This window comes from Streptomyces sp. NPDC042336, from assembly GCF_055581985.1.
Genome location: NZ_JBVJEA010000003.1, coordinates 479,505 through 497,575, shown reverse-complemented (window position 1 = coordinate 497,575; position 18,071 = coordinate 479,505). Strand labels below are relative to the sequence as shown.

The window sequence follows — 18,071 nt, the reverse complement described above, 5'->3', positions numbered from 1 at the left end:
CCCGTCGTCCGCGCCCTGATGGCCTCCCCCGAGCAGGCCCCGGCACTCACCACCGCGTTCGCCCAAGCCCTGTACCCGTACGCCACCACGGAGACACGTGCCTGACTCCACCAACCCGGTCCCGGTCCTGTCCCGCATCGCCTCCGACGCGTCCTGTCTGCACCAAGCCCTGCGTGCCCTGCCCACCGAACGGGACGCATCCGCACTGGCCGCGCACATCACTGACGCCCAGGACCTCGCCGACACCGCCTTGCGGCTGTTTCTCACCCTCAGCCGCCAGACGTCGCGGCCCTCCCCTACGGACCTGCTGTTTCTTCACCACGTCGCGCAGATCGCCAACGCCGCCCAGGACACCGCCGCCGAACTGGCCGCTGCCCTGGCCCGAGCCGTGGAGAACCAGCGCCGCCAGGCCGCCGCCACATCACGGCGGGTCGTCCTGATCGGGCCGACACCGCAGCAGTTCATCGAGTCGGCCGCCGACCTCCTCGACCGCCTCCCCGCCTTCTGCGACGCCCGCGAGTGGCCGGAATCCCCCTGCCAGTGACGCGACAGCCGCGATGCGAGCGCCCCCCTTTTTCCTACACCCAGGACAGACCATTTCAGATCAGCCCCGATTCCGCGCACTCTCCCTCGGCGCGGGAGTTCAATCCAGCACGCTCCTTGCACTGTCAGCCGAGGGCATTCTCCCCAAGGTCGACTACGCGATTTTCGCCGACACCGGATGGGAACCCGCAGCGGTCTATGCACACCTTGACCGCCTGGAAGAAGAGATAGCCGCCCCCGCCGGGATACCCGTACTGCGCGTGTCGGTCGGAAATATCCGAGACGACGCCCTGAACCCGGATCACCGGTTCGCCTCCATGCCGCTCCACATCCTCAATCAGGACGGGCGACCTGGGATGACCCGGCGGCAGTGCACCGGCGAATATAAGGTTAAGCCAATCAAGCAGAAGGTCCGCGAACTGCTCGGCTACCCCTATCCGGCACGCATCCCGAAGGGGGTTTTCGTCGAGCAGTGGGTAGGAATCTCCACGGATGAATTCCACCGCGCGAAGGACGCGGACGTCAAGTACATGCGTAACCGGCATCCCCTTCTGGACATGTCCTGGAGCAGGGCCGACTGCGCGCGCTACCTGACTTCCCTCGGTCTCGCCGATACCCCGAAGTCGAGTTGCCTGGGATGCCCGTTCCATGGAAATGCGCAGTGGCGGCATATCAGGGACACCTCTCCGTCCGAGTGGGCGGACGTCGTCGAATTCGACGCGGCCATCCGGCAGGGCAATGCCCGCGCCAACGCCACCGGCAACAGACTGCTCGGCGAGGCGTTCCTGCACCGCTCCCGCGTCCCGCTCAGCGAAGCCCCCATCGATCACGTCACGGCTGCCGAGCGGGCCGCCCTGCGGATCAGCGCGGACGAGGCCGACGTCCTGGAGAACGGTGTCGAGGACGGCTGCTCGCCCTGGGCGTGCCGGGGCGACGCCGACGCGCTGACGCAGGACGACTTCGGGCTGGCCACGTGATACTCGACCTCTTCGCGGGGCCGGGCGGCTGGAGCAGGGCACTGCACGTCCTGGGCGTGCGCGACGTCGGCCTGGAATGGGACCCGTGGGCATGTAAGACCCGTGCTGCGGCGGGTCAGTTGACCATCCGGTGCGACGTGGCGAGGTATCCGGCCTGGCCGTTCCTCGGCCGCACCCGCGGTGTGATCGCTTCGCCGCCGTGTCAGGCGTGGAGCATGGCCGGCAAGCGCCTCGGTCTTCTCGACCAGCCGCTGGTGCACGCGGCGGTCGAAGACCTGGCCGCCGGGCGCGACACCCGCGAACGCCTCCTCACCGCCTGCCGCGACGAGCGCTCCCTGCTCGCCGCCGAGCCGATGCGCTACCTGCACGCGCTGAACGCGGTCGGCGAGCCCGACTGGGTGGCCATGGAGGAAGTACCGGACGTGCTGCCCTTGTGGAAGCAGTACGCGGCCGTCCTGCGCGGGTGGGGGTTCTCCGTCTGGTACGGGATCCTCAACGCCGCCGACTTCGGCGTCCCGCAGACCAGGAAGCGGGCAATCCTCCTGGCCTCCCGCGTCCGCACGGCGCAGCCGCCCACGCCCACGCACGCCCAGCTCGCCGAGCCGGAATCGCTGTTCGGTCCGGGCCGTGCCCGCTGGGTCAGCATGGCCGAAGCCCTGGGATGGGGCGCGACCGACCGGCCCGTCCCCACCGTCTGTGCAGGAGGTGGGCCTGGCGGCGGCCCCGAGCCGTTCCCGTCGGGCTCTCGCAAGACGCTGTCCGACGCGCGGGAGCGCGGCACCTGGATGCCGCGGCCAGACGGGGTGGTTCTGCAGTCCCGCCGGGAAGGCGCGGGGTGGGCGGCCCGGCACGGCACGCGCGAGAATCGTGCGGCCGACGCTCCGGCGCCCACGTTCACCGCCGAGGCGCACCGCTGGTCCTGGTCCCTGCGCAGCAACAACCAGGCCAACGCCACCGTCCGGTCCATCCAGGAGCCGGCTGGCACGCTGTTCTTCGGGCACCGCGCCAACGAGTGCACCTGGGTCGCCGAACCCGCCACACCCTCGGCCACGGACACCGATGCGCCGGCCGTTCCCGAGCCGATCCGGATCACCGCCCGCGAGGCGGGCCTCCTGCAGACCTTTCCCGCCGACTACCCCTGGGCCGGCAACAAGGGCCAGCAGTTCTCCCAGATCGGCAACGCCGTTCCCCCGCTGCTCGCCGGCCACCTCCTCGCCCCGCACCTCCAGGTCGCCCTCGACCCCGACGACTTCACCCTCGCCGCCTGATGCCCCACACCCCCGAACCCGAAGAAGACGACCTCGACGCCATCGCACCTCCGCAGCCGGTGTTCCACGTCGAGCAGGCCCTCCTCGGCGCCCTCCTCCTTCATCCACACCGCCTCGGCGACGTGACCGGCATCGCCGCCGACTCGTTCTCCACCGCCGCGCACGCCGCCCTGTTCACCGCTATCAGCACCCTGCCTCCGCCCGACCCCGCCGAGCACGCGAAGAACACCAAATGGCTCGACCGAGTGCTCGCCACGGGGCGCGAACAGGCGCGCGGACTGACCGCCTCCTACCTGCACACCCTCGTCCAGGTCTGCCCCTGGCCCCGCCACGCACCGGCCTACGCCCGGATGGTCGAGGCCGAACACGCCCGCCGTCGCCTGCAGACGGCCGCCGAACGCCTCACCCAGACCGTCCACGACGCCACCTACCCGCACCCCGTCGAGACAGTGCTCGCCGAGGCCGACGCGCTCACCGCGGTCGTGGACGACATCGCGAGCCGCTTCCCGCCGCGCGCCGGAGTGCTGCCCCGCACCGCGGCACCGCCGCCGGCCATCACCACCGACAACACCGAGACGGTCGAGGAGGAGCAGCTGCTCCTAGCGACCGCCACCGCCCACCCCGCCGACATCGAGTCCGTCCGGTGGCTGCTCCCCGACGACCTCACCCGGCCCCTGCACGCCGGCCTGTGGCAGTGCCTGACCGCCCTGGCCCGCCGCCGCGAGCCCGTCGACCCCGTCACGGTCCTATGGGAGGCCCAACAGCGCGGCCTGCTCGACAACGCGAGTGAAGCCGAAGAGGTTCTCCGCCTGTTGGCCGAACCGGCCGGTTCCGTAGAGCACTGGGGCGAACGTGCCCTACAGCGCTCCCTCCTAGCCACCGCCGATCACGCCGGCCGGCGCATCTCGGCGTACGCCGGAGACCCGGCGAACACCCCGTTCCAACTTGTGGTGGGCGCCCGCCGCTCCCTCGCCGACATCAGCGCCGTTCGCACCCGCTGGCAACACGCCACCGGAACTGTCCCGCCACCATGGCCGCGCCCGGCGCCTGCCACTCGCGCCGGCCCGCCGACCACGACGGCCGCTCACGCCGCCCGCGCCGCGCGAGCAACCGGATAGCACCCCGCATACGCCGGTGGCCGGGCCCGAAGGCCCCGTCACCGGCAGAAGAGACGACATCCCAACGTGACTCCCTCCATCGACGCTCACGTCCGCCTCGACACCCACCCCACCCATCCCAGCGCCGTGACCGCTGTCCTGACCGGCAGCCAGGCCCGCATCGCTCTCACGGCTCTCGAGACAGCCGACTGGGCCGTCCTCGCCGACAACGTCCTGGTCTTGGCCCGCATCGACCACGAGGAGCCCTACTGGGCTGAGGACGCAGCCAAGCATCTGTCCGCCGGCGGCATCAGCGTCGAAATCACCCCTCGACTCCGGGAGGCCATGGACGAGGAATGGACCTGGGCGGACTATCCGATGCCGTGGTGCACCCGCAGCGAGATCCGCGAGGTCTCCAACCAGGCGCAGAAGATCCACGACGACATCCGCCACGGCCATCTCCTCATCCACGCACACGCCCGCGACGGCCACACCACCGTCGCGGTCGGCACGTACCTCGGCCGTGACGGCAAGTCGGTCTACCTCCACGGCGAGGACCACCTGCGCCAAGTCGCCGACACATTCGACTCACCCGCTCAGGCCCTGCTCGCCTTCGAGAAGGTCCACGGCACCGACATGCGCCCCGGTCCGGCACCCCTGACCGACGCCGAGCGCGCCGCCGTCGAGGCCCGCACCGCCTTGGACCTCGGCGCAGCGAAACCCGGGCCTCACCGCCCGGAGTCGGAGACCGTCCCTGTCTACCTGGCCGATGCAGGCGACCACGACGCCCTCCTCGACTCCTTCCTCGACAGGCACGGCGAGTTCGAGAAGTGGCGGACCTGGTCCAACGAGACAACCCACGCCATCCACGAGTCGCAGACCCTGCGCATCGAGCGCGTCCACGAGACCCCGGCCCACGAGACCGCGTGGACCGTCGCCGCCTACGAGACGCCCGTCTCCGACCGCATGTGGGTCCTCACCGCGACCGGCGCCACCCCCGCCCCGGTGATAGCAGAACTTCTGAATCACCTCGCCGACGGCGACGGCTGGGACACGACCACCGGCGTCCCGGTGGACGAGAAGACGGTCACCGCGGCCACCCAGCCACTCTCCGACGCCGGATGGAAGCACACCGTGGACCGGCAATGGATCCGCTGGACATCCCCCGCCGGGAACGTGGGCGTCCAGTTCGACGCCTTCACAGCACAACACCCGAATCAGAACCTGGCCACCTGGACCGTCTGGGCCGGCCCCGGACCGGACCGGCCGACCTGGGCCATCACGGCGTCGCCACATACCCCGACTTCGCTGCTGGCGGATCTCTCAGAGAACCTCGCCCACGAAACCGGCACCCGCAGCCATCAGGCCACGGGTCGCGCACCAACAAAGGGACTCGCCGTCACATCGCCGACTGCTCTGGCGGTCACGAGCTTTGCAGCCAGCCATAGGCGCTGATCACGGATACGCCTGAAGAGACCACCCGACGACCAAATCTCGCCAACAGACACCCAAGGCCAGCCGATGCTGTCGGCCGTCACTCCGCCCCATAAGCTCGCGGAACGGCTTGTGCGCCCGGTCCACGTGCCTCGGCTGCGGAGCTCCACCCGCACGTCGTCCGCCCAGTAATGGCAGAACGCTCTCCTGAGCGCGAAGCCCGAGGCAGGCTCCGGACCCCCAAGAACGGCGAGGGGAGTCTGGCTGCCCTACGGACCCCTGGAGCTGCACTCTGCTTGCGACCAGCGGCAAGCAGAACTGAACACAAGCAGCCCAGAGGATCCGGCAACCACCACAGGTTGCCGGATCCCCTGGGCGTACATCAGTCGACGAGGTAGTGGGCTTCGATGTAGGCGACGGTGGAGCCATACGGTTCCCCCACCGGCTTCAACGCGTACCGGCGGAAGACCGCGGCGGTGGCACGGCGGACACCTCGGTTGCGGGCCTCGGCGTTGTCCCACGACTGCACGAGGGTGCGCTTGACCACTTGATCGATCTCCTCGGCCAGGTTCCGCTCCGTGACGGTGAGGCCGGACGGTGCGTGATCGTGAATGATCCGCGACAGGACACCCACGTGGTCATCATCCAGCACGACGGCTTCGTCGGGGTGCTTCTCGGCGTTCACGATGGCACGGGCGACTCGGAGTGCTTCGGCCAGGAACTCCAGGGCGTCCTGGGCGTTCTGGATGATCCGGTCCCGCAGCTGCCTGATCCGCTCTGCCAGGGCGGTGTACTTCGCGGACCCCGGTTCGACCCCCCTTTCGAGGGCGGCCTTGATCTGGTCCAGGATCTCCGCCGCAGACGGCGGCCTCTTGTCCTCGCTGTCGTCCTTGTCGGACTTGGGGCGGACGAGGGCCAGCAGTTCCTTGAGGATGGCGATGCCCTGGGCGTCGAGGACGAGGGGTTCCTCCTGGGAAGCGACCACAGAGAAGGAGTGGACGTGGGCATTGATTATCTCCAGGACCATTGGTCCCAGCTCGCCCAGGCGTTCCTTCCTCTCCTCGTCGGAGGATTTCTTGAACAGGGTCGTGTACGCGGACCCGAACAGCCCGAACCCGTCCTGGTACTTGGCGATCCGCTTGTCGGTGTTGATGAGCGGGTACAGGCGGGCCAAGAGCCGGTAGTCCTTGGAGAACGCCTCGGCGGCGACAGGATCGGCGTCCAGGAAGACGTTAATGGCTCGTACCGACTCGTACCCGTGGACCGTGAGGTCCAGTCCGTCCACGTTCGCAAACAGGTCTTCGATACGGGCGAAAGTGGTGCGGAACTCGGCGACCAGGTCGGTCACGTCGGTGACAAAACCCCCACCCTTGCCAGTGGTCCCCTCCGCGGTGGGGTCGACGACGGCCCGCTGGACCTCCTCGGCCAGGCTGATGTAGTCCACGACCACACCGGAGGTCTTCACGAACCCGGTAGGGGACACCCAGGTGCGGTTCGGCCGGGTGATTGTCTGGAACAGGTTGTGGGCCTTCAACGGCTTGTCCAGGTAGAGGACGCCCTCGTTGGGGGCGTCGAACCCCGTCATCAGCTTCGCGGTCACTACCAGGAAGCACAACGGATCGTCCGGGGCGAGGAAGCGCCGCTTCTGCTCCTCCTCCTCGACCTCCGTGAGCCGGTAGGGCCGCATGGCGGCGTCCTCGTCCTTGGAGTCCTTGACGTGGATGTTGACCTCGGCGGTGATCCGGTCATGTTTCCCGACCTCGGCGAGCACCTGTGACGCCTCGAAGCCGGCCAACAGCTCGTTGATTTTCTCGGTGTAGGCCACGGCCAGCTCACGGTTGTAGGCGACGACCTGGGCCTTGAGGCCGTTGCGGTAGGCGCCGGCCAGGTAGTGGTCCACGATGTCCTGGCAGACCGTGTGTATCCGTTCGGGGTTGGCGAACACCGAGGTGAGGCGCCCGAACTTGCGGGACAGGGTTTCACGGTCGGGGTCGTCGAGGTCGAATTCGTCGGCGAACTGGTCGAACTCAGCTTGCAGCGCCTGGTCGTTCATCTCGAATGTGACCGGGTGCGGGTCCAGCATGACCGGGACGGTGGCCTCGTCATGCAGAGATCGGGACACCGAGTATCGGTGCAGCACCCTGCCCGGGTCGGTCTCCTCGCCGAAGAGGGCGAAGGTGTCGGTGGCGAGGTTCCTGATCGGGGTGCCGGTCATGCCGAAGAACTTCGCATGCGGCAACGCTGCACGCATCTGCCCGGCCAGAGACTCCTCCTTGGAGGACTGGGTGCGATGGGCCTCATCCACCAGCACGATGATGTTGCGGCGGGTCGACAGGTTCTTGCCGGCGTCGGCGAACTTGTGGACGGTGGTGGAAATAACGCCGCGTACGCCGTCGGCCAGCAGGGAACGCAGCTTCTTGCTGGTGGCGGGCTGGTGGAAGTAGGCGTCCCCCATCGCGGAGGTGAATACCCCCGAGGTCTGCCGGACGAGGTCGGTGCGGTCCGAGAGCAAGATGATTGTTGGCGAATCGGTGCGAATGTCGGCCAACAGCAGGGCGGCGGCGAACACCATCAGCAGTGTCTTCCCACTGCCTTGGTGGTGCCAGATCAGGCCCTTCTGGCCGTCGGCCAGGACCCGCTTGTGAATCAGATGGGCGGCTTCCATCTGCGGATAGCGGGGCAGGTACTTCTTGTCCGCGCCGCCCCCGGAGGTGCTGAAGAGGGTGAAGTTGGCGAGCATGTCCAGGACCGTCGCCGGGGTGAGCAGCAGCTCCACAGAGCGTTGCACGTCGGCCTGCCCGGAAAGGGCCTCATCGTCGGCAGTGGACCGGAACGGCTGCCACAAATTCAGGGGCGCACCGGCGGCACCGAATCGCAGCTTCAGCCCGTCGGAGGCGATGGCGAAGAGGTTAGGGGTGAAGAACCATGGGTACTCGGTGGCGTACACCTCGTTGATCTCGCGGGCGGCGCCGGCCCACCCGGACTTCGCGGTCGGTGACTTCACCTCTACGACAACGAGGGGCAGGCCGTTGACCCAGTAGACGAGGTCGAACCGTCGGGGTGTCTTGCCAGGGATGGTTATGGTCACCTCGTCCGACACGACCAGCGTGTTGGCGATTGGATGCTCGAAGTCGACGAGCTTCAGAGAGTGCCACACCCCGTCGGCGTGCCGGAACTCCTTTTGCCCGCGCAGCAGTTTCAGCACCTGTTCGTTGGCCCGCACCAGCCCGCCCTCGACGGCGTTGACCGTGGCGACGATCTCCTCGACCACGGCGTCCACGTCGAACCCGTCGATCACCTCAGGGTTAAGTCGGACGATGGCGTCCCGCAGGTGGCTGACGATCACCGTCTGCGTCGTCTCACGCGGCAGCGACCTGCCGGCTGCGAAGTTCCAGCCCATTGGCAAGGACCATTGGATCATCAAGTTCTGGAACTCGCGCTCCCGAATGCCCTTTGCCACGTCTCAGACCCCCAGTTCGGCAGACTCAATCTCGATAGTGCGGTCCAGCAACCCCAACAGCAGCCCCGCCCGGACTCGACGGAGACGGGCCTCCTCGGCACGGGTTGCCATGATCCCGCGGGCCACGGCGTCGCACCGTTGGACGTACTCACCCTGCTCTGGAAGCGACGGAATGGGCACCCGAACAGTACCGAAACCGCGCTTATTGATCTTGACCATCGACTTACTCGTTCCGCCGGCAGTACCGGAGATGCTGGTCCGCAGTTCGCGCGATGACAAAGCGTGCTCCAGGTAGTCCGCGCGAACGCGAGACTCGTCCACACGAAGGCGCCAGATGAGGTCTGGCATGAATGTCCCTGCGGGCACGTTCCTCGCGACGGCAACGAAGCCAACGCGCTCCGGCGTGTTGGCCCGCGTGATGAGTAGGTCACCGTTCTTTACCACATGACTAGGCGAGAACGCGGCGACCTCCGTAACGGTCTTGGCCTCAGAGGTCTTGAACCAACCACGCTGCACTGCGCTGAGCTTCAGGATTCGGTACTCGTCCTCAGCAGAGGCTTCCCCTCCAGCCTGGACGCTCTTACCGCTGTCGATCCCCAGCAGTATGTCGCTGATGGGCTGATGATCCGTGTCTGGCAAGTTAGAGCGCAGCGACTCCAGAAGCCCCTCCAACGCCTCGGATTCAGCATCCAGTGCGGCAATCTGGTCATCAACTGCGTCGAGAATCTCGACAATCCGAGCTTGTACCTCGCGGGGCGGGATCGGGAGTTGGATCTGCAGGAGTTGCTCTGGGTTGAGACGCTTGCGCCGTTGAACTGTCCCGCTTACCCGGTTTTTCATCTCTGCCCACAGCCGCGGTGAGCCACAGACGTGCCTCATCCAGTCGGGCATCAGGTCTGGCCCGAGCGTGAACGTCGGGAATTCGTTGCTGACAACGAATCCGTCGAACTCATCAGGTACTACAGTGATTGGCCCTTCCCACGCAGTCAGTTTTCGCATTACGACCTGGTCGGCGCGCAGGACGTTCATCGCTGCGTACTCTGTTTCTCCACCGTCGAGTTCACCCTTAGCGATAACCCCCTTCCCTGCATTCAGGACCCCGGCTAGGTGGTAGGTAGTTCCAGGCTTCATCGGTGTGCGCTGGATGTCGAGGCGCATCACTTCCCCGAGCGGACGAAGCGGATAGCCGCTACTCGCCGAAGTCTTCGAACCCTGCGGTGGAATGGCTACCTTGCGACGTGCGGGAGCCTCCAGGTCGCCGAGGCTGATTTGCTGCCAGTCACTCATCGAAGCCCTCGATCCCGGCGGCAGAGAGGACCTCGAGCATGCGCTGCTCGGTCTTCTGGCGCTCGGCGCGGGCGATGTTGTAGGCATCGATGAGGGTGCCGAGATCCTCCTGCTCGGCGGCGGCCTGCTTGATATAGCGGCCGATGTTGAGGTCGTGCCCGTTCGCTGCGATTTCCGTGGCGGGGACAAACCGCGCGGACAGGCCAGCCTCTCCGTTGCCGTCGGAGCCCGAGTGGTAGGCCGCCACCACGTCGGCGATGTCTGTGCGAGTGAGGACGTGGCGGTTCTTGGCTTTGGTGAACCGTGTGGAGGCGTCGATGAACAGCACGCCGTCCTGCCGCCCCAGGGCCTTGGTGCCGGGGGCACGGAATACGAGAATGCAGGTCGGAATCGTCGTGTTGTAAAAGAGGTTCGACGGCAGCCCGATCACGGCTTCCAGTAGGTCGTCGCCCAGGACGCGCCGGCGGATAGCTGCCTCCTGGCCACCTCGGAAGAGGACGCCGTGTGGCAGGACGACGCCGGCACGGCCCTTCTTCGGATCCATGCTGGCGATCATGTGCTGCACAAATGCCCAGTCCGCCGACGACTGTGGGGCGACCCCCCCGATGGCGCGCGGGTCGTTGGTCCAGGGCTTCCACTTCAGGCTGTAGGGCGGATTGGCGACAATCACGTCGAATTGCTTCACGGACCCGTCCGGCTTCTTGAAGCGAGGGTCCCTCAAGGTGTCGCCGACCTCGACCTTGAAATCGGTCAGGTTGTGCATGAACAGGTTCATGCGGGCCACACCTGCAGTGTCCGTTACCGCCTCCTGCCCGTTCAGGCTGAGTGTGTACCCTCGGCCGCCGCGGGCCTTCAGAAGGCTCGCGGCGGCAATGAGCATGCCACCAGACCCGCAGGTCGGGTCGTACACCGACTCGTGGTTCTTGGGGTCCAGCAGCTCGATGATCAGCTCGACGACCTCACGTGGGGTGAAGAACTGGCCGGCGCGGGTGCCTGACCCGTCGGAGAAGCGCTTGAGCAGGTATTCGTACGCTCCACCGAGCACGTCGTGGGACATGTTGCCCTCGTGCATCTTGGGGGTGCGGTCCATCGCCCGCATGACCGACGCCAGCACCTCCCCTGGCAGCACCGCTTCGGAGGTCCAGGTCATGGACCCGAACAGACGGGAGAACTTGTCAGGGTTGGCCGACTCGATGGCCTGGAGGGAAGCGCGAACCCGCTGGCCGAGGCCGTGCTGGGCGACGGTGGCGAGGATGGATGACCAAGAGGCGCGGCGCTCGGCGACGGTACCAGGGAAGATCAAGGGGATCTTGAACGTCTGGTAGTTGCTGTACTCGACCTCGTCGGCTTCCTCAGCTGAGAGGTCGAGGTCCTCGTTCTCCTTGAGGAAAATCTGGTGGGTGTGCTCCCAGGTATCCGACAGGTACTTCCAGAACATCAGAGGGAAGACGACCGAGGAGTACTGCGCTTCGGGCATCGCCACGCGCAGCTCGTCAGCGGCGTCCCACAACCGGTTCTCGATCTCCTGCTGGGTCACTACCATCAGTCGGGGGTGTCCTTGCTCGTCTAAAGGTGGCGACCCGAAGGTCGTGGTGTTCCTATCAGTCAGCCCAGCCCGGGGATGCCCGGCGCGCATCCACCGGACACGCCGCCGAGTGGACATGCGCGGGGCGTCGCATCCCTGTGCGGACGACCCGCCAACGATATCCCTCCCCAGGACCACGAAGGACGGCAATCGCGCCCAGCAGGAGACGCTCCGAGACTGACGGAGACGGCGCCACAGCGACGCCGTGGGCTGGCCGCCCGATGGCGCGTGCTCGTCGGCGACCGCCCCTTATGCGACGTCTGGCGCGCCCGCCCTCGTGATCGACAGGTCACGCCTTCGATCGCGCGCCCGGCAGGTGCATGACTCGGCCCCGATGTGCTCCTGAGGACATCGCTATCTACGCCCTCACCACCGACGACTCGATCCCGGGACACGATCACGACGGGCTCTGGGCTTCAGGCACGCCCCCCGCACTCGCTTGAAATCCCCGCTGACAGGCACTCGGCGCCTCATCAGTTGCCATGAAGTCTTCACTGAGGTTCCCTACGAGTATGCCGAGGCATCTGCTAGCCGTTGAGCACACCAAGATCAGGGCGCTGCGCGAGCAGGCTGGACTCACTCCGCAGGAGCTTGCTGATCGCGTGGGGGTCACGTACCGCGTGGTCGTGTACTGGGAGGAGGGCAGGTATGTGCCTGAAGCCAGGAACGTACGGCGGCTCGCCGATGCTCTGGGCTGCGCCACCGCCGACCTCACGGGTACGCCCAGCGGGTCCGAGACGCTGGTTGACCTCCGCTATGCCGCTGGTCTCACCGCAGAAGAGGTCGCCACTCGTCTTCGCGCGACTGCCGTCGGCCGTGATCTGTTCGTGGACGCGCACAAAGTCCGCAGCCTGGAGCGGGGCCGTCAGGTGTCCGGATGGAACTGGAGGAAGCCGGGGCACACGGGCCGGCTCGTGCAGCAGCTGGCGACCGTGTACGAGGTGCCAGTCCGGATGGTGATGGACGCCTGGATGCGTACGCGGCCGGCCGATGAGCCCCCGCGTCTGCCCGAGCGGGAGCGGCACGGTCCGCCGGCGTCAGCGGTCGAGGGCTGGGAGGGGTTGAATGAACGGCAGCGGGTCTATCTGGGGGAAATCCTGCGCGATGACCAGATGACTGAAACGGAGATGTGGATGCGCCGGCAGAACCAGGTCAGGGTGCCGCCAGCCAAGCAGTGGCGGAAGTTGCCGTTCGCTCTCGACGCACCCGCCGAAGTAGTCGGCCACACGCGCCTTCAGCAGCGCCTGCGGAGCGCTGGCGTCCACGATCAAGGGGCCGGGGCCACCCTCCACTCCCTGGAGCGGCTGGGACTGATCAAAGTGACCAAGGACCGCGTAGAGGTTCCAGGGGTCGGCGAGGTGGACCGGACCCTCGTGGAGATCACGCGCCGCGGCCGTGCCTGCGCCCGCGCTGGGCTTGGAGAGCCCGCGGAGTCGGCGCCTCCCGCGCACCTGCTGTCCGAATGGCTGTGGGGCGTTTTGCTGCGTGTCGCCGCGGCCGGCCCGGAAGGTCTCCACGAGAGCGAGCTGACGGGCAAGTCTCTGTTCTACTTGGCTGTCGGCTATCGGCCGAAGCGCCAGGCGCATCCCAGCAGAGGCTTCATCGAACTACGTCCCCGGATGGCACCGGGCGATACGCACGTCCTCGAGTACCGGTGGCACACCACCGCTCTCGGGCAGCAGCACATTGCCTCCTACCTGCACGTATACACGGAGATGTACCCAGCTGCGGCGTCTCCAGCACAATGATCATTTAGGGCGGTCCGAGACCGTTCCGGGGGCATTGTCAGACCCGTGCTCTACCGTCGTCTCCCGTGACGACCCATGTCGATGATGACGGCTTGACGTTCTCGCATTTCGAGGCGTTCCGCCTGATCAACTTCACCTTCATCAAAGCCTGTCAAACGATCACCGCACCGGACCTGACCCCGAGGGACCGGGCCGAAAAGCTGATGCGGTACCACGGGGTCCTGCTCGCCGCGTACGGCCCCGGAGTGCCGCTGTCGTTCGGCGAGTTCCGCCGAAGGCTGCGCGGTCCCGTCGACGGCCTGCTCCCACCGTGGCTGGACCGGTCCGGCTTCGGCGATCTCGACTTTCCAGTTGTCGATGCCGAGGGCTGCGTCACCGGGAACGCCTTCGATCTGCAGTGGGAGACCTCCCAGCTGCACCGGATTTTGAAGCGGCTTCGGCGGATCGGCCGGATGCGGTTCACCGAGGAGCAGCTTCAGGACGAGATCGACCAGGACCAGATGTACGAGATCCTCAAAGGCCGCGGTGACGCCCAGTACGTCAAGGACCGCACCACGCTGGTGGAATGCCCGACCGGCACGGCCGCGGAGCTGAACAAGCGCGGCCTGCCCCTCAACGCGATCGACTTCTACGAGCCGATCCCCTACCACGCCGTCTACCGCACCTGGTGGTTCCCCTGCACGGTGTGCAAGTGGCCCATGAAGATCAGCAAGCGGATGAGTGCGGGCCGCGAGTACTACCGCGTCGCCTGCCTCTACAGCCGTCACGCCGATACCGGCGCCAGCTTCATGTTCCGGCCCACGTCCGGAGACGCGCCGCAGCTGCATCCGGACAGCCCCGACACCCCGGCTCCGCACGAGGCAGCGCTCGCGCTGGGCACCACCGGTGCCGTGCCGGAGGCGAAGCCGGTTGAGGGGCACCTGGCCCTCAAGCGTGGCGTGTGGCGCTACACCTGCGTGCCCGGCCTGCACGAGCTGCGTCTGCACACCGTTCTGCGGGAGCGGCTGGCCGCCGCACTGGCAGATGTGGACGAAGCCGTCAGGCTCTGGCCGATGAGCGATGCCTACGACCATCACATCGAGGTCAAGGGCCCTGACGGGAGCACGCACGTCTTCACCGTGGATGTGAAGGACTACACCCACGGCCGTGTCCTGGCCGAGAGCCTGCACCGCAACGACGGCGACAAGGGCGGCGCCGAATGGCTCGTCGTTCCCGACCACCGAGCCGACCAGATCCCCCTGCTGACCGTGACCTGCCTCAAGTACGGAATGAAGGCCGCGACCATGACCGACTTCGCCAAGATGGTCTGCCAGAGCGCCGGGGTGGTGTGGGCATGAGCCAGATGACTGTCAAAGACGCCTTCGTCCGCGCCGCGCTGGCCCTGGCCGCCCACTACTTCCCGCAGCAGGACGACGACGGCAAGCCGCTGGCCTCCTTCCGCCACGCGGCGTTCTTCGCCAGCTGCAAACCCCAGGCATGGGAGAGATGGAATGAGCTGGGCAGTGAGGAACGCCTGCTCGTGGCCGAGGTGATGAAGCTCAGCCACCCCGACCTCGCCGACGAAAAACGGTTCGCCTCCGCCGCGCGGATCCTCCTGGGCGCCATGGACACCGCCGACGAGGAGGACGAGCAGACGACCCTCCAGCTGTTCACCCTGGCCGGTGATCCTCTCACCGCCACCGCGGCCTACCCCCTGCTGGGAGGGGACTACCTCGGCTACGCCAAGAGCCTTCTCGCGCCCTACCGGCGGCCGAGCAGCCGGCGCAAGCCCCACGAGTTCGCAGCTCCCGGCCAAACGTACGAGACGAGTGAGCGCACCGAGGGCAACGAGATCGTCCACGGGCGCGTGACCATCCCCCGCTTTCCCGCTTTCGCCCAGCCTCTCGGCCACGACACGCTTCCCGCCCTCATCACCCGGCCCAACGTTGGCAGGGTCCCGGTCTACGTCCAAGATCTCAAGGACATCGCACAGCTCCTGGACACCCAGTACGAGGACACAGAGGCTGGCCCCTGGTTGCATAAGGTGCTGACGGGCCTGCTCGACCGGGTCAAGGCCCGTGACACCGACACCGTCGATGTGCTGGAGCTCCTGGCCGGCTGCACCCAGATCTTCCACGCGCCCACCGGAACCGGTAAGTCCGTGCTGGTCCGTCTCCTGGGCTCGTGGGCCGCGCTCAACGACTACCGCATCACCCTCCTCGTCCCCGATGTGAAGGCCACGCTCGCCTCCGTCTGGGACATCAGCCGCGACCTTGAGATCCTGCACGAGGCGGGCAGGACCCAGCACCTGGCGACGTGCGCTCCGCTGATGTCGCCGTCTTCACGGCACGAGCGGGCCCTCAAGCACGCCGCCCTCGTCAAGGAGGACCCCGACGCCCCCGGGGAATGGGGCAAGCGAGGCCGCCGTGACGTCGACCACCTCGCCTATGGATGCGCACAGCAGCACTGGCTCGACTCCGCCGGCATCTACCGCCCCGGCAAGGAGAACTGTCTGAGCCTGCGTGGCGGCGGAGAGATGCTGGCCTGCCCCTGGATCCCAACCTGCGGCAAGTTCACCCCCGCTTACCAGGCCGCTGACGCCACGGTGATCGTCACCAACCATCACAACTTCATCCAGGGCAACATGAAGGTGGGCATCCAGATCGACGGCCGCCCGGTCCGGTCCGTCACCGTCCGCGAGTTCGTGCTCCGCGCCAGCGATTTCGTCATCATCGACGAGATCGACGCCTTCCAGGCCGTCGCCGTCGACCGCTGCGCCACCACCGTCGATCTGCACTCGCGGCGCCCGTGGACCGCAGAACCGCAGGTCCTGGACACCGCGGCCAAGCACCTTCCTCTGCGCTTCGAGGACCAGCTCATCGAACCGGTCAGCCACGTCCGGCTCATGGCCGAGTCCCTGCTGACCGGCCTGTGCACCAAGGCATTCCGCCTCAACCACCACGACGACGCCCGAGTCCCGCGGCTGAGGCACGAATACGACTACGAGGGCTGGCGCCTGCCACGCTCCAAGGACCGCGAGCTCATCAGCCTCCTGTTCCCCGAATACCAGGTCAGCGACGGCCAGCCGCTTCCCGCCGAGGCCATCCACCGGCTCAACGCCCTGGTACCGGCACCCGACCTCGGCGAAGACGACGAGACGGCTCCTACACCCATGCTCTTGGACCCCGAGTGGGAACGAGTGAGCAGCGTCCTCGGGGCCGTCGTGTCGCCGCGCGGCATCAACCAGCGCGATGCGCTCAAACTCAGGCTCCACGAGGCCCTCGCCCCGATGATCAGCGACGGCCGCGCACGCAACCGGGCCATCGATCACCTTCTCATCCGCACGCTGATGAGCGAACTGGACGTCTCGCTCGCCGTTCTGCGCGACACCGCCCAGTCCCTGCGTCACTCCGGGCTGCTCAGCGCCAACCGCATCATCGACTCGATGCGCTCCGGCGGCATCGCCGACGTACTTCCGCACGGAACAATCGGCAGGCCGATCAACGGCTACCGGGTCACCGGCATGAAGAACCCGGAGAAGGACGCCAAGCTCTCCACGCAGCACATGGCCGGCGACCCGCACACCTACGTGTCGGAACTCGGCGGGCTCGTCTCACTGGTCACTGCCGGCGTGGAGCGGCCCATCTTCGGGCTCTCCGCCACGGCCTACTTCCCCCAGGCGGTCAAGGAGCACGTCCACGCCCCTGTGATGTGGTGGATGACCGACGCCCAGGAAGAATCCATCCTGGTCGAGTCCTCGGCCGTCACCTACGGCAACGGCCATCGAAAGGCCGGGGAACGCATCCCGATCGCCGGCCAGTTTCCCTCCGACAAGCCCGAAGCCCTGCGCGAAATCGGTGAACGCCTGTACGAGACAAAGCTGTCGAGGAAACTCACGCGGCTGGCCAAATCAGAATCGACCCGCACCCGCGCCCGCGTGATCCTCACCGCCAACAGCTACGAACAGTGCGGCCACATCGCCACCGGCATCGCCAAGGCGAAAGGGCTCTCCCACCGCGTGTGCGTCCTCGTCCGGGAAGAAGACCGCCTCAGCAACGTCCGCTACCTCCCCGACCCGTCACTGGTCCGCCGCATCACCGTCGAAGAGGTCGAGGAATTCCCCCAATTTGGCGACATCCTGATCGCCCCCCTGGCTAACATCGCCAGAGGACTCAACATCGTCGTCAATCTCCGCTCAGCCATCCACTCCATCTACCTGTGCGTGAGGCCCCCGCTGATCATCGACGATCCCACCTGGATGTACGGCAGTGTCAACGCCGCAGGCATCAACTCGTTGCCCGCATCCGGTGCGTCGGATCCCGTCCAGGCTCTGCAGACGGCTCGCACCGCAGCACGCGACCACTTGGCCACCATTCTGCGTTCCTCCCCGCAGCTGTCGACCATGGACCTCGTCCTCCAGGAACAGATGGTCGCCGGAATGCTGGTGTCCCTCATCCAGCTCGCCGGCCGAGCACGACGCGGCGGTACCAACATGGAACTGCACTTTGTGGACTACGCCTTCCACGACGAGACGTGGAGCTCCGACCTGGCCAGCATCATCGAACGCATGGCCGGCCGTTGGCTGCCGGAGGAACGCCGGCAGATGGCCGAACTGTACGGCGAAGCGGTCAACGCCTTCCTGACCTACGCAGGCGTCGACCTCGCCCTCTCCGCATAGCCCAGCGCTTCTTCC

At 67.0% G+C, this 18,071-nt stretch carries 11 protein-coding genes; 8 read left to right on the top strand and 3 right to left on the bottom strand.

Annotated elements, in window-relative coordinates; translation table 11 throughout:
• Positions 1–97 precede the first annotated feature (97 nt).
• The 5 genes from ACZ6IM_RS10840 (at position 98) to ACZ6IM_RS10820 (ending at position 5,340) form a co-directional block, all read left to right on the top strand.
• Entirely contained in the window at positions 98–544 is a 447-nt protein-coding gene (locus ACZ6IM_RS10840) for a hypothetical protein (protein ID WP_469555895.1), read from the top strand.
• Between the two features lie 13 nt (positions 545–557).
• Positions 558–1,520, top strand: coding sequence for an adenine nucleotide alpha hydrolase family protein (locus ACZ6IM_RS10835; RefSeq protein WP_469555892.1), 963 nt, complete (start codon positions 558–560; stop codon positions 1,518–1,520).
• A complete protein-coding gene (locus ACZ6IM_RS10830) occupies positions 1,517–2,788 on the top strand; it encodes a DNA cytosine methyltransferase (RefSeq protein WP_469555889.1) in 1,272 nt (423 codons plus the stop codon). Before ACZ6IM_RS10835 ends, ACZ6IM_RS10830 begins: the two co-directional genes overlap by 4 nt.
• Positions 2,788–3,906 carry a DnaB-like helicase N-terminal domain-containing protein gene (locus ACZ6IM_RS10825; protein ID WP_469555887.1) on the top strand — a complete coding sequence of 373 codons (1,119 nt, stop codon included), beginning with the start codon at positions 2,788–2,790 and terminating at the stop codon, positions 3,904–3,906. Before ACZ6IM_RS10830 ends, ACZ6IM_RS10825 begins: the two co-directional genes overlap by 1 nt.
• Before the next feature lie 66 nt (positions 3,907–3,972).
• On the top strand, positions 3,973–5,340 hold the full coding sequence (locus ACZ6IM_RS10820) for an SPDY domain-containing protein (protein WP_469555884.1): 1,368 nt from the start codon (positions 3,973–3,975) through the stop codon (positions 5,338–5,340).
• Positions 5,341–5,701: 361 nt separating this feature from the next.
• Here the strand turns inward: ACZ6IM_RS10820 and ACZ6IM_RS10815 are convergent, their stop codons facing one another.
• Genes ACZ6IM_RS10815 through ACZ6IM_RS10805 form a run of 3 tightly spaced genes read right to left on the bottom strand, consistent with a single transcriptional unit; the run spans position 5,702 to position 11,609 of the window.
• On the bottom strand, positions 5,702–8,779 hold the full coding sequence (locus ACZ6IM_RS10815) for a type I restriction endonuclease subunit R (protein ID WP_469555882.1): 3,078 nt from the start codon (positions 8,777–8,779) through the stop codon (positions 5,702–5,704).
• A gap of 3 nt (positions 8,780–8,782) precedes the next feature.
• The gene (locus ACZ6IM_RS10810; protein ID WP_469555879.1) at positions 8,783–10,066 is read right to left on the bottom strand and encodes a restriction endonuclease subunit S; all 1,284 of its coding nucleotides are present in this window, start codon (positions 10,064–10,066) and stop codon (positions 8,783–8,785) included.
• Positions 10,059–11,609 carry a type I restriction-modification system subunit M gene (locus ACZ6IM_RS10805; RefSeq protein WP_361226451.1) on the bottom strand — a complete coding sequence of 517 codons (1,551 nt, stop codon included), beginning with the start codon at positions 11,607–11,609 and terminating at the stop codon, positions 10,059–10,061. Before ACZ6IM_RS10805 ends, ACZ6IM_RS10810 begins: the two co-directional genes overlap by 8 nt.
• Positions 11,610–12,163: 554 nt before the next feature.
• Here ACZ6IM_RS10805 and ACZ6IM_RS10800 point away from each other — a divergent pair.
• From ACZ6IM_RS10800 to ACZ6IM_RS10790, 3 genes are all read left to right on the top strand, one after another.
• Positions 12,164–13,399 carry a helix-turn-helix transcriptional regulator gene (locus ACZ6IM_RS10800; protein WP_469555876.1) on the top strand — a complete coding sequence of 412 codons (1,236 nt, stop codon included), beginning with the start codon at positions 12,164–12,166 and terminating at the stop codon, positions 13,397–13,399.
• Between the two features lie 92 nt (positions 13,400–13,491).
• Positions 13,492–14,736, top strand: a complete 1,245-nt coding sequence (locus ACZ6IM_RS10795; RefSeq protein ID WP_469555873.1) for a restriction endonuclease-related protein — start codon at positions 13,492–13,494, stop codon at positions 14,734–14,736.
• On the top strand, positions 14,733–18,056 hold the full coding sequence (locus tag ACZ6IM_RS10790; protein WP_469555870.1) for a hypothetical protein: 3,324 nt from the start codon (positions 14,733–14,735) through the stop codon (positions 18,054–18,056). Before ACZ6IM_RS10795 ends, ACZ6IM_RS10790 begins: the two co-directional genes overlap by 4 nt.
• Positions 18,057–18,071: the final 15 nt, after the last annotated feature.

Excerpts from the sequence above, each read along its gene's own strand:
- ACZ6IM_RS10835 (WP_469555892.1), top strand. The coding sequence starts at position 558 with ATGCGAGCGCCCCCCTTTTTCCTACACCCAGGACAGACCATTTCAGAT.
- ACZ6IM_RS10825 (WP_469555887.1), top strand. The coding sequence starts at position 2,788 with ATGCCCCACACCCCCGAACCCGAAGAAGACGACCTCGACGCCATCGCA.
- ACZ6IM_RS10810 (WP_469555879.1), bottom strand. The coding sequence starts at position 10,066 with ATGAGTGACTGGCAGCAAATCAGCCTCGGCGACCTGGAGGCTCCCGCA.
- ACZ6IM_RS10805 (WP_361226451.1), bottom strand. The coding sequence starts at position 11,609 with ATGGTAGTGACCCAGCAGGAGATCGAGAACCGGTTGTGGGACGCCGCT.
- ACZ6IM_RS10800 (WP_469555876.1), top strand. The coding sequence starts at position 12,164 with ATGCCGAGGCATCTGCTAGCCGTTGAGCACACCAAGATCAGGGCGCTG.
- ACZ6IM_RS10790 (WP_469555870.1), top strand. The coding sequence starts at position 14,733 with ATGAGCCAGATGACTGTCAAAGACGCCTTCGTCCGCGCCGCGCTGGCC.